At 38.4% G+C, this 12,984-nt stretch carries 11 protein-coding genes; 7 read left to right on the top strand and 4 right to left on the bottom strand.

The features are described from left to right. Positions 1–44: 44 nt before the first annotated feature. Genes panD through panB form a run of 3 tightly spaced genes read right to left on the bottom strand, consistent with a single transcriptional unit; the run spans position 45 to position 2,090 of the window. A complete protein-coding gene (gene panD / locus MKY45_RS21840; RefSeq protein WP_193064459.1) occupies positions 45–428 on the bottom strand; it encodes an aspartate 1-decarboxylase in 384 nt (127 codons plus the stop codon). Next, positions 421–1,281 (bottom strand): pantoate--beta-alanine ligase, encoded by an 861-nt coding sequence (gene panC / locus MKY45_RS21835; RefSeq protein WP_341173396.1) that lies wholly within the window; start codon positions 1,279–1,281, stop codon positions 421–423. Before panC ends, panD begins: the two co-directional genes overlap by 8 nt. Further along, a complete protein-coding gene (gene panB / locus MKY45_RS21830; protein WP_042529042.1) occupies positions 1,278–2,090 on the bottom strand; it encodes a 3-methyl-2-oxobutanoate hydroxymethyltransferase in 813 nt (270 codons plus the stop codon). The genes panC and panB overlap by 4 nt, the downstream gene beginning before the upstream one ends. A 103-nt stretch (positions 2,091–2,193) precedes the next feature. Between panB and MKY45_RS21825 the strand changes: the two genes are divergently transcribed. The 7 genes from MKY45_RS21825 to MKY45_RS21795 all read left to right on the top strand — a co-directional run bounded on the left by MKY45_RS21825 (position 2,194) and on the right by MKY45_RS21795 (position 11,940). Then, positions 2,194–3,054, top strand: a complete 861-nt coding sequence (locus MKY45_RS21825) for an oxidoreductase (RefSeq protein WP_341173395.1) — start codon at positions 2,194–2,196, stop codon at positions 3,052–3,054. Positions 3,055–3,210: 156 nt separating this feature from the next. Continuing rightward, positions 3,211–4,794, top strand: coding sequence for a BCCT family transporter (locus tag MKY45_RS21820; protein ID WP_332094068.1), 1,584 nt, complete (start codon positions 3,211–3,213; stop codon positions 4,792–4,794). Positions 4,795–4,926: 132 nt separating this feature from the next. Beyond that, the gene (locus tag MKY45_RS21815; protein WP_332094069.1) at positions 4,927–5,868 is read left to right on the top strand and encodes a nucleoside hydrolase; all 942 of its coding nucleotides are present in this window, start codon (positions 4,927–4,929) and stop codon (positions 5,866–5,868) included. Position 5,869: 1 nt separating this feature from the next. Beyond that, positions 5,870–6,817: a nucleoside hydrolase gene (locus MKY45_RS21810; RefSeq protein ID WP_332094070.1), complete on the top strand. Its 948-nt coding sequence runs from the start codon at positions 5,870–5,872 to the stop codon at positions 6,815–6,817. Positions 6,818–7,280: 463 nt separating this feature from the next. Then, positions 7,281–9,122, top strand: coding sequence for a BglG family transcription antiterminator (locus tag MKY45_RS21805; RefSeq protein ID WP_256705298.1), 1,842 nt, complete (start codon positions 7,281–7,283; stop codon positions 9,120–9,122). A gap of 19 nt (positions 9,123–9,141) precedes the next feature. Further along, positions 9,142–10,011, top strand: a complete 870-nt coding sequence (locus MKY45_RS21800) for a ketose-bisphosphate aldolase (protein ID WP_341173394.1) — start codon at positions 9,142–9,144, stop codon at positions 10,009–10,011. 21 nt (positions 10,012–10,032) lie between these two features. Beyond that, on the top strand, positions 10,033–11,940 hold the full coding sequence (locus tag MKY45_RS21795) for a PTS fructose transporter subunit IIABC (RefSeq protein WP_289584491.1): 1,908 nt from the start codon (positions 10,033–10,035) through the stop codon (positions 11,938–11,940). A gap of 185 nt (positions 11,941–12,125) precedes the next feature. Here the strand turns inward: MKY45_RS21795 and MKY45_RS21790 are convergent, their stop codons facing one another. Then, entirely contained in the window at positions 12,126–12,713 is a 588-nt protein-coding gene (locus MKY45_RS21790) for a LysE family translocator (RefSeq protein ID WP_042529051.1), read from the bottom strand. Positions 12,714–12,984 lie beyond the last annotated feature (271 nt).

The raw sequence follows: 12,984 nt of genomic DNA, 5'->3' as shown, positions 1-12,984 counted from the left end.
GCAAAAAAAGGACTTACCAATCGGCAAATCCTTCAAAGCAGCAATTATAAAACCAGCTGATTTTCCTTCTCTTCAATCAATTCCACAATTTCATTCTTCTCATTCATCACAGCCACTTTAGGTGTATGTGTTTTTACTTCATCCTGATCTAACTGCACATAAGAGATAATAATAATCACATCATCAATCTGTACGAGCCGGGCTGCTGCACCGTTCAAGCAAATTTTTCCGCTCCCGCGTTCGCCGGCAATGACATAGGTCTCCAAGCGTGCCCCATTGTTATTGTTTACAATAGCCACTTTTTCATTTGGCAGGATATCAACAGCATCTAAAATGTCGGCATCAATCGTGATGCTGCCGACATAATTTAAGTTGGCTTCGGTCACGCGTGCGCGGTGAATCTTGCCATTCATCATTGTTCTAATCATGGTTGTCTCCTTTTAAAATAATGTTATCAATCAATCTGGCTTTGGAAAATTTCACAGCCAGGGATATAAAAATCTGACCGGTGATTTGCGGCTGCTCCACTAACTCCGGGTAACTGTAGACAGCAATATCCTCTACATTCCCAGAAGTGTTTTTGGTTAGATGGGCTTGGATGGTATTAATCAAAACCGCGCTGTTTCTTTCGCCGGTGTCATACAATTCTTTTGCTTTGATTAAGCTTTGGTATAAGTGAACGGCCTCTTTTCGTTCCTGTTCGGTTAAATAGACATTGCGGGAGCTTTTGGCAAGACCGTCTGCTTCCCGTATCGTATCAATACCGATAACTTCGATGGGGTGATTAAAGTCGGCAACCATTTTTTCAATAATGGCAAGCTGCTGGGCATCCTTTTTACCAAAATAAGCGAAATCGGGACGAATGATATTGAACAGCTTATTGACGACCGTTACAACGCCGTCGAAATGTCCTGGACGATTTGCTCCTTCCAGCACTTCAGCCATGCGGTTTACCTTTAAGGAAATAGCCAGCGGGTCCGGATACATCTCCTCTACACTTGGATAAAATACATAATCAACACTAAGCGGTTCTAGTTTTGCCTGGTCACTCTCGATATCTCTGGGATAGGCATCAAAATCTTCATTCGGACCAAATTGAAGCGGGTTTACAAATACACTGACGACGGTGACATCATTGTTTTCCAACGAGGTTTTTACCATCGTTAAATGGCCATCATGTAGGGCGCCCATTGTAGGTACCAGACCGATTTGCTTTTGTTCTTTTTTTAATGTTCGTATGATAGCGTTCATTTCTTGTATTGTTGTAATTCGTTGCGTCATGCGTCTACCTCATCCATAATTTGTTTCTTATACGTAAATTCAGGGGAAGGGAACAATCCTGCTTTTACTTCTTCATGATAAGCTTTTAATGCATCTACACCTGTTGTAAAGTCTCCATAACGCTTCACAAATTTTGGTTTGCGGTCGACGCCATAGTTTAACACATCATGATAAACAAGGACCTGTCCATCTGTATCTGCCCCGGCGCCAATGCCGATAACTGGAATGGATAACGTTTTTGTGATGGTCGCTGCCAGGTCACTTGGGATAGCTTCTAATACCAGCATCACGGCTCCGCTTTGTTCCATCAGCTTGGCATCTGCAATAAGCTCCTCAGCTGCTTCTTTGGATGCTGCCTGAAGCTTATAGCCGGTGATACCGAAGCTCTGCGGCGTCAGTCCGAGATGAGCAACGACCGGGATGCCGCTTTGGGTGCATCTTTTGATTAAGGGAGCAGTATGAGCTCCTTCCATTTTCAATGCATTCGCATTTGTTTCTTGATATAATTCCACTGCATTTTCCATATCTGTTTTATCATCTACACCAACTGTTCCAAAGGGCATATCTACGACCATAAAGGTATCTCTTGCGCCTCTGCGTACGGCTTTCGCGTGGTGTTTCATGTCCTGCATCGTCACCTGGACGGTGCTTTCATAGCCAAGGACGGTCATGCCGAGAGAGTCTCCGACAAGAATCGTCTCTATTCCAGCCTGCTCTGCCTGCTTCGCGCTTGGGTAGTCGTACGCTGTAAGCATTGTCATTTTTTCTCCGTTACTTTTCATGTTCATGAAATCATGAAGGAATTTCACTTCTAAATCACCTACTATTTTTATTGTTCTTCTTATTATAAAATTATCTGTATAGATTCACAATGGCAAGTTATTAGCTTGAGGAAAAGGTGGAGGATTAAAAATGGATACATTTGGAGTTATTGGTCCAGGTGCCGTTGGTTCTGTTATCGGGGAATCATTACATACCAGCGGCTATCAGGTGACTTTTTTGGGCAGGAAAGCAGGGGAAGTTTATATAGAAAGAGCGTCCGCATCGGAAACGGCTACTTTTCCTGTCGAAGCTATTTCTGAAGCGGAGACAGTGTTTGACTATTTATTTATCACTGTGAAAGGAACACAGCTGGAGGGGTTTATGCCTTATTTAGATAAGCTGACGCATGAAAATACAGTCTGTATTCTTTGTCAAAATGGTTATGGACAGTTAGATAAATTTCACATCCCCAATGCATACCAGGCGGTTGTCTATATTAGCGGACAGAAGAAAGAGCAGGTTGTTACGCATTTTCGTGACAGAATCTTGATTTTACCGGAAAATCCAGTGACGAAAAAATTAAAAGAGGTGATTGCCGCAAGTGACCTCGACATCCGATTAAGCCCGGATTATCGTTATGAGGTCTGGTATAAGCTCCTCGTGAATCTCGCAATCAACTCTGTTACTGCACTAAGCAGAAATACAGCGCTTATTTTAGAAGAGGAAAAAATACAGCTCTTATGTAAACGATTGATCCAGGAAGGCGTAGCTATTGCTGTGGCAGAGGGGATCCATTTTCAAGAGGGAATTACAGAGGAAATCATGCGCATCTATGCCGGATACCCGCCGTATATGGGGACAAGTATGTATTATGATATTATAGCCGGAAAAACAATGGAGACAGCTTATATACAAGGGTATTTATATGAAAAAAGTCAAACGTACGGCTTGGATACACCCTGTTTAGATGCAGTATACAGTTTATTGCTGGCAAGTGAGATAAGGGGATAAAATGAATCAATATATTAACCAAAATATGGTAAAGTGATTTTTTTGCCATACGTAGGTTTTGGAATTTTTCTTCTGTGGAATTACATAGACGTGAACGCAAACGCCATCTTAATAAATATATTTCTAATCAAAAAGTAACAGAGAGGAGAAATTAAAATGGACGTGCCGAAACGGCAGAAGAAAAAAAGCTTCGTTGAGAAGAAAATTGTTATCCCTTCTATCGTAATTATAGCGATTATCAGTGCCCTATTTGCAATGTACACGAGCGAGTCCATGGAATTATTGGATAATATTTTTAATACATTAGTGGATACCTTTAAGTGGGGGTATTTATGGTACGCCTTTCTCATTGTGATAGCTGCATTGTTATTTTCATTTTCTAAGTATGGAAAAGTAGTTTTAGGTGATCCGGCACAGAAACCGAGATACAGCTTATTTGAATATGCATCTATTTTAATTGCCATGGGTCTTGGTTCAACCGTTATGCGGACAGGTTTGACGCAATGGAGCGAGGTTGCGAATGATCCGCCGTTTGGTCTGGATGCGGGATCGATGGAAGCGATTCTTGCCGGGAATTCCTACAGTATGTTTTTATGGACCTTCCAGACCTTTGCCGTCTTTGTGATGGTAGCCCCGGCAATGGGGTATCTGCTGTATGTCCGGAAGAAACCGAGAATGCGTATTTCAGAAGCGTGCCGCGTGATATTCGGTGACAAATTTACAGACGGAATTGGCGGTATTGTCCTTGACGTTCTTTTCTTAGTCAGTATTTTGGCCGGAGGTGCAGTGACCTTAGGTCTTGGTACACCGATTGTTACGTATAACCTGGCAGAACTATTGAATATCGACGTCACCTTTCCTTTTACTCTTATTGTTACATTGGTATGGGTCTTGGGCTTCTCCATCAGTGCTTATGTCGGGATTGATAAAGGCATCAAACGATTAAGCACATGGAATATGTATCTGGCAGGAGCTTTTGCTGTCCTGATTATTGTCATTGGACCGGGAATCTTTATCATGAATTTCTTTTCAGATTCCTTACGCTATTTAATCTCTAATTATATGAATTTTTCACTATATACGAATTCGCTGGATTTAGAAAGCGGGACACATATTGAGAGTCATACTGTTTTCTGGTTTGCTTATAATGCAACCTGGGCTATGCTTCACGGTGTATTTGCAGCGATTGTGTCGAAAGGCAGAACGATAAAAGAAATGATTTTGACATATCTGATGGCGCCTATGCTGTTATCTTGGCTTGCAACAGGAGTTCTCGGCGGATTAAGTGTTCACAGACAAGTGACAGATACCTTGCCAGTGCTGGATATTGTGCAGAATCAAGGAATTGAGGCATCGATTCCGGCTGTCTTAAGTTCGCTGCCGATTTCAGCGATTGTTCTGATTCTTTTTACGGTTATCGCGACGATATTCCTGATTACTACATTAGATTCAACAACCTATACCGTAGCAACCTATATGTCTAATCAGGATATGTCAAAGTCTACACCGTATAAATCATTACGAATCTTAGTGGCAGTACTGATTACGGTTCTTGCTTTGACGCTGATGAGTGTAGGCGGCTTATCTCCGCTGGAAGTACTTTCGGGGCTGATGGGAATACCGATTATTATTATTCAGATTCTGACAGTCTTTGCAGCAAAGAAAATGATGGACGAGGACCGTGCCTGGGTGAAAAATGTCCGGAAAGCAAGGTATTCTACCACCCAACAAAAGGATTAACCAGCAAGGAGAAAATGTACGAATCGGTTCTTCAAAAAAATATAATCTTTTGTTGAGTCATGGTATGCTAGGTGGTAAAGAGCCTGGGTACGTTGGTTGCTCTTGAAACTTTAGTCAAAGAGGAGTTTAGCTATGCAAAAGAAAGTTTACTTAAACCATGACGGCGGAGTAGATGATTTAATTTCCCTGTTTTTATTACTACAAATGGAAGATGTGGAGCTGGCTGGTGTCGGCGTGATTCCGGCTGACTGCTATTTAGAGCCTGCTGTATATGCGAGCCGTAAAATTATTGACCGTTTTGGAAAAGGACAGGATGTAGAAGTGGCTGCATCCACTTCCCGCGGCAAAAATGACTTTCCAAAAGACTGGCGTATGCATGCATTCTTTGTAGATGCCCTGCCACTATTAAATGAGTCTGGAAAGATAGAAGCAAAGCTTGCAGAAGAAGCGGCACACGAGCATTTGGTGAATGTGCTTCGTAAGAGTGATGAAAAAGTAACGCTTGTGTTTGTCGGCCCATTGACCGATTTAGCAAGAGCTTTGGAAATCGCTCCAGATATCGAAGAAAAAATTGAGAAGCTTGTTTGGATGGGCGGAACATTCTTAGAAAATGGGAATGTGGAAGAACCGGAGCATGATGGAACTGCCGAATGGAATGCCTTTTGGGATCCGGAGGCTGTGAAAATGGTATGGGACAGTTCGATTGAGATTGACTTAATTGCTTTGGAAAGCACGAATATGGTTCCGCTGACGCCAGAAGTCAGAGATAATTGGGCTGCTGAACGCCGGGATATCGGAATTGATTTCCTTGGACAGTGCTATGCCATGGTACCGCCGCTCGTGCATTTTCAAACGAATTCAACATATTTCCTATGGGATGTTTTGACGACCGCAACGATTGGAAAACCGGATATGGTGAAGAAAAAAGAAGTGAAGAGTATTGTTCACCCGGATGGGGCCAGTCAGGGAAAAACAGAAATCTCAGAAGCTGGACGCCCTGTTCAGTTTGTTTATGAAGTGGATAGGGATGCGTTCTTTGATTATATTACAGCATTAGCAAGGCAGGAGAAATAAGATGAGAAAAATCATTATTGATACCGATACAGCCGGGGATGACACGATTGCCCTGTTGACCGCAATGCATCATTTTAAAGTGGAGGGTGTAACGATAACCGGCGGAAATGTGGAGTTTAATCAAGAGGTGGAGAATGCGCTCTATACGATTCAGGTTGCTAACCCGGAAGAAAAGGTCCCTGTCTATAAAGGTCTGGAACGGCCGCTGCTTGCAACAGGGCAGGAAAAGCACCGGACTGTAGAAGACGTTCATGGCGATGATGGCATGGGCGGTGCGCATTTTCCAAAGGCAGCACAGCGTCCGGAGGAAGGACATGCTGTTGATTTTATCATTGAGAAAGTAAAAGAATATCCGCGAGAAGTGAGTTTATTAGCGATTGCGCCGCTAACGAATATTGCAATGGCCATCAAGAAGGACCCTTCGATTATCAAGGATATTCCGCATATTTATATCATGGGTGGTACGAATAATACATTAGGGAATATCACACCGGCAGCGGAGTATAATTTCTATGTGGATCCGGAAGCGGCAAGACTTGTCCTGCATTCAGGCATTCCGATTACAATGGTTGGCTGGGATATGTGTATCGATTATTCCATCATGGATGACGAGGACCATGCGGAAATTGCCGGTCTGGAAACAGCTGGTTCCCAATTTTTTATAGATATTAATCAAGTGGTGATGCAGTTTAATAAATCTGTACACCGGCTGAATGGGACAACGCATCCGGATACATTGTTAGTGGCGGTTGCGGCAGACGAGCGTATTATGACGGAAGCGCATGATTATTATGTAGATGTCGAAACAAAGGGCGAGCTTACCAGAGGTTACAGTCTGGTGGATATCAATAACCGTCTGGAGAAAGCGCCCAATGTCCGTGTTTGTGAAGCAGTGGATCGTGAACGATTTAAGAAGAATTTGTTAAATGTTTTAGGGACGATTAAGTAGATAAGTAATGAAAAAGCCACGTCTTTCAGGAGAGAGACGTGGCTTTTTCATTACAGTAAAAACGATGTACAAGGGCGGTTAATTAAAAATTAAAAAATAGATCAGTACTCCCAGTGAGAAGCCCAAAATAAGCCGGATAGCTCTTTTCATAATCATTCTCCTCGCTCTGATGTATGTTCTTACTATCATTGTACTAAAGAGAGAAGATGATGCAAGGCTGGTAATGGTTTGGATCAGGATTTTTAATTATTAGATAGCAACCAAAGATCCGTCTGTAAAAGTTTTCATTCTTCCTGTGATAAATCCTCTTATTTCTGCAAAAATTATTTTGAGAAAAACAAACAAAATCCATTTTAATGAAAACGCCTACAGTATAAATTTCCTCCCTTATAGGAAATTTACCTAATATAGCGACTACTAAAATTATATTATAAATTAGATGTATAGGAAGGTTGGGATTAAGGTGAGTAAGAAGCACAATCAATTAATTAACTTTCTATCAACTCAGGAACAAGAGTATATACCAGCTGTGAAAATCGCTGAAGCTATTGGAGTAACAGATCGAACGATTCGAAATTATATCAAGGAGATAAATGAAAAATTTAATCAAATTTCTATTGTTTCTTCCCCGGAAGGCTATAAGCTTCAAACGGATGATATAAACATGTTGACAGTTAATGAAACTGATTTGGAAGAGACGTTGCTGGATTTTGAAATTATCCAATTTCTAATGAATAGAGATGATTATACTACTTATGATGAAATTGCGGATAAATTCTTCTATTCACCCCAAACAATTCGAAGCAGAATTCAGAAATTAACAATAGATATGGATAAGCTGGGAATTGATGTTGCAATAGATACAAAAGTATTTAAAGGTATTGTGTTGGTCGGCACAGAAATACAAAAACGTGTTTTATTGGAAAAACTTTTCACTTCTATTTCTGTAAAGAAGGAGGTCTACAAAGACTTTTTAACACAGAACTTCTGTGATTGGATTCATGAAGATGTTATAGAACGTGTTTTAAACTTAGTAGAAGAAATTAATATAAAATTTGATTTAAACTTAGAGTTTTTGATGTATAAAAAGATCTCCGTTCAATTGATTATTATGATTTCACGAATAGAACGCGGCAACCATGCTGCTATTGAATTAAGTGAGGAAACAGAGTTTAAAGAATTCAAAGAATTTGAAGTGGCAAGAGCTTTTTGTAACGGTATTCTCAAATATGCCATCGCTTCAGAAAATGAATGCATTTATTTAACAAATTATTTAATGTCGCTACACTTAGACTTGGAAGAGCCTAGGATAGAGAACAAAGACCTGCATACTGTAAAAAAGATTGAAAAGATATTATTCAATATAGAGCAGGTTTACCAAGTACCAACCTATTCTCAAAAGAAGTTTAAAACTAATATTTTAAATCATATTTACCGAATTATTTATCCGGTATCACATAACCTGCTTATCTATAATCCGTTTGTGAAGGAAACAAAATCAGAGTATTTTTTCTCATTTAGCATCGCTTCGAATATTGCATTGGAGATTGAAAAAGAATTCAATGTTGAAATTCATGATAGTGAAATAGCCTATTTAGCTTATCATATTCAAAATATTTTCGAATCTCAAGATAAGAAAAGAATAAAGACAATTATTTTATACAACAGAAATTACGAGCGTACAAAACTTCTTTCATCAAAAATAGCAACTTATTTTAACGAATTGGAAATCTATAAAATAGAGAAATGTACTCAAGACTATGCTTTTAATGAGAACTGTTTGTATATCGGCATCGATTTAGCATTTACTCCAAAAACTGAAAAGGAAGTTATTATGGTTCAAAACGGGCTTCAAAATGGAGAGATAAAAAAGATTCGATTTTTTCTTGAATCTCAAAATTCTATTATAGAACGTGCCAATATATATTGGATAGACGAAAATAATCTAGATCAAGTGATTCAAAAACTGCTTAAAAGCAATCAGCGAGAAGATTTTATTGAAGCTGTTATGAAAAGAGAAAAAATGTCTTATACATCTATGGGTAATTTAGTAGCTATTCCGCATCCTTATTTTGAGATACAGGAATATAAAGAGGAGGTAATCATTGGTATAAATCAGAAAGCAATTGAATGGGGAAACGAATTTGTTCAGTTAATTATTATTTATTTACCTTCTAATGATGTAGAAAGAAATGAATATATATTTACGGAGTTCTTTCAGAAAACGAAAAACATAACTGATGTTAAGAAGCTTGTTCAAATGAAGACAAAAGAGGAATTCGTAAATTGTTGGAATCAAATTTAAAAAACTTGGAGTGATGAAAATGTTATTAAATATGAAAAATTTATTAAAAACAGCTTATGAAAATCAATTTGCAGTAGGATCTTATAATGTAGCTAATAGTGAGTTTGTAAGAGTAGTGATAGAAGCAGCTGAGGAAAAAAAGGCACCTGCTATCATACAAATTCATCCTAACGAAATAGAATTGCTAGGAGATGAATTTATTGCTTATGTTAGGGAGGTTTGTCAGCGCACCTCTATACCGATAGCTATTCATTTAGATCACGGCGCTTCCGTTCAAGATGTGATGCGAGCTATTAGAAATGGCTTTACCTCTGTGATGATAGACGCTTCTCATGCTTCTTTTGAGGATAATATAGCGATTACAAAAGAAGTGGTGCAGTTGGCACATGCTGTGGATGTATCCGTGGAGGCTGAATTAGGAACAATTGGATCCAATGATAATAGTTCAGAGGGTGGAGCAGATGAAATCTTGTATACCGATCCTCAGGATGCAAAAACATTTGTCGAGGAAACAGGAGTTGACACGTTAGCTGTGGCTATTGGAACTTCTCATGGGCAATATAAACATGCTGGAAAACCAGAATTAAAATTAGAATTGCTAAAAGAAATTTATCAGCAAGTAGCAATTCCTTTGGTTCTTCATGGGGGAAGTGACAATAAAGATGAAGAAATCTCTCAGACGTATTTACATGGTGTTTCAAAAATCAATCTTTCTACAGATATGAAAAATGCTTTTTTCCAAGAAATGCGCAACTTCTTAACTAGTAATCAAGGTGCTTATGAACCAGATGTGATTATGCCGGGCGCTCGTAGTGCAGCAAAAGAAGTTGTAAAGAAAAAAATGGATTTATTTAATTCTACAAATCATGCGAACCTTTATTATAAATAAATAGTAGAGCGAGGGAGAGTAATGAAATTTATTGATATTCTCACGAAAGATAATATCATTTTAAATATAAATGGGAAAAATCAAAATGAAGTAATTGATGAATTGGTAGGAAGATTGGCTGACAATAACCTTACTAGTAATCCAGAAGAATTTAAACAGGCAATCTATAAAAGAGAAGGAGAAATATCTACAGCTGTTGGATACAGTGTCGCAATTCCTCATGCTAAAAGCAAAACAATTTCAAAGCCTGCTATTATATTTGGTAGAACACTAGAAGGGATAGATTACGGAGGTCAGCATACGAATCTTATATTTATGATTGCTGCACCTGAAAATGCTTCTGATGATCATCTTGAATTGTTATCAAGGCTATCCACTTTCTTGATGGATGAAACCTTTCGGGCGAAGTTGCTGGTTGCAATATCTACAGAGGAAATCATTCAAGTTATAACAGAATATGAACAACAAAAAAAGAGCGAAAATATAGATAAAAATGATAGCGATAAATATTTAATCGGGATTACGGGATGTATGACGGGCATTGCACATACGTATATGGCAGCAGAAGCGTTAAAAGAAGCAGCCCGAAAAAGAGGAATGAAAGCGAAAATACAGACGAATGGTGCCAATGGACCTGAAAATAGATTAACTTTGAAGGATGTTCAAGATGCAGATGCTATTGTATTGGCGCATGATGTGAATGTGGATACTTCTATATTTAAAGAAAAGAAGTATGTAGATGCGACTGTAAAAAAAGCTATTAACCATGCAGATGAGTTAATTGATCAAGCGCTGTCATATAATATAAAAGAAATGCGTGAAAATGATGCAGAAGTTGTACAAGAAAAGGCAGAAGATTCTGGTGATAAGGGTGGATTACAATTTTATAAGCATATTATGAGCGGCGTTTCCTACATGATTCCATTCGTTGTTGTTGGCGGAATATTTATAGCTATATCCTTTATGTTTGGAATTTATGCCGCAGATCCGGATAGTGAACAGTATAATGTTATTGCACATTTCTTTAGCCAAGTTGGAGGAGAAGCAGCCTTTGCATTAATGGTTCCAATTTTAGCGGGATTTATAGGCTATAGTATTGCTGGTAAGCTGGGATTAGCACCTGCAATGATTGGTGGAATGATGGCAAATATAGGGGAGGCAGGATTCCTTGGAGGAATGATTGCCGGTTTTGTAGGAGGTTTCGCTGCAAAATTAATTGCTAAGTCTATGAGGAAAATACCAAAGTCATTTCAAGGGTTAATATCTATATTAGTTGTGCCTTTATTAAGTACATTAATTGTCGGAGCTTTTATGTTTTTCGTTTTAAATACACCGATGTCAGCATTAAATGAATTTTTAGAGGGTTGGTTAAGAGGATTGACTGGAGTTAATGCTGCAATTTTAGGAGCTTTATTAGCAGGAATGATGGCTTCCGACATGGGAGGGCCTATCAATAAAACAGCATCAGCATTTGGTTTAGCAATGTTTGCAGCAAATATTTTTGAGCCTTCAGCTGCATTAATGGTTGGTGGAATGGTTCCTCCAATTGGAATTGCCCTGGCAACTTCAATATTTAAGAATAGATTTACTGGTCAAGAGATAGAGGCTGGAAAAGCTAGTTATGTACTTGGAGCCAGTTTTATAACTGAAGGAGCAATACCGTTTGCTGCAGCAGACCCTCTAAGAGTTATACCAGCAAATATCATTGGAGCTGCTATAGGTGGGGGGCTTTGTATGGCATTGGATATCTCTTTAAGAGCACCGCATGGAGGGATTTTTGTAATCCCGATAGCCAGTAATAAACCTCTATTATATATTGGATGTATTCTGTTAGGTTCAATTATTACCTGTTTTATTTTAGGTTTCTTGAAAAAACCTTTATCGGACGAAGACAGGAAAAAAGGGAAAGAAATGAGTTCCATCTTTTAATAGTAAATAGATGAAAAGCTAAGTAACGTTAAATCTAAATGTTACTTAGCTTTTTTAATTTTTAAAATTTCCTTCCATGTTGCAGAGGAGAAATTTGAAAAAGATATTATAAAAAATAAACAGAATTAATAAGGAGGGCACAAGGTTCCTTCTTAAGTTTTAATTAATCTTTTTGAAGAAAATAGTCACCCTATCAAAATAGCAAAAGCACTATATACAAGCAATAAGCCCATAACTATGTTAAAGACCTTCTGATAACGGTCTAAGAAATTGTGAAGAACAGAACCAAACAGGCTCCAGGTAATTGAGCTGCAAATACCGACAATCCCTAAGAAAAGACAGAATAGGATATAGCTGAAATAGGATTGGTAATAGGGCAGCAGAAATGTAGACACAACGGCAATGCCATAGAGAATCGCTTTGGGATTTATAAATTGAATCAGTGTACCAATGATAAACAGATTTTTATCTGCTTTGGCTGAAGATTCCTGCTTGCTTCCTGAACTGGTAAATGTTTTATAAGCTAAATAGAGCATATAGAATACACCTGCAAATTTTAACGGTGTTTCAATAACTGGCAGGACTTCAATAAGTGCCCGATTGAAAAAGCTGCAAAGTAAAGCGATAAGAAAGAAGCCTGCTCCTACCCCTATACAAAAGGATATGGTATTTCTAAATCCGTAGCGGTTTGCGAAAGAGATGGCCATAAAATTATTTGGACCAGGGGTAAAGCTGCTGACAAAAACAAATGTAAGAAAAGGCAAAATAGGCATGGATGAATAGCTCCTTTAAAAATGAGTCAGAATAAAACTTATTATACATAATTAAAATCAAAAAATACAGGCTTTTATTGCATATTTTGGAAAGGTTCCTCTATGGACTGTTTCTTGAATAAACATAATCAGAGCACGGCTTCTCTTTAAAAATAATAAAAAATAAACAGCCTATTTCTCTGTTTTTCGACCATTCCTTTTTGAACTATGTTATAATGCATAACAACGCATATTTTTGCATGAAAATACATTTGTGATATAATTATTTTTT

The organism is Oceanobacillus sp. FSL K6-0251, assembly GCF_038004725.1.
Classification (GTDB): Bacteria; Bacillota; Bacilli; order Bacillales; family Amphibacillaceae; genus Oceanobacillus; species Oceanobacillus oncorhynchi.
Note: the sequence above shows the minus strand (reverse complement) of the source record. Positions and strands in the feature narration are given on the sequence as shown.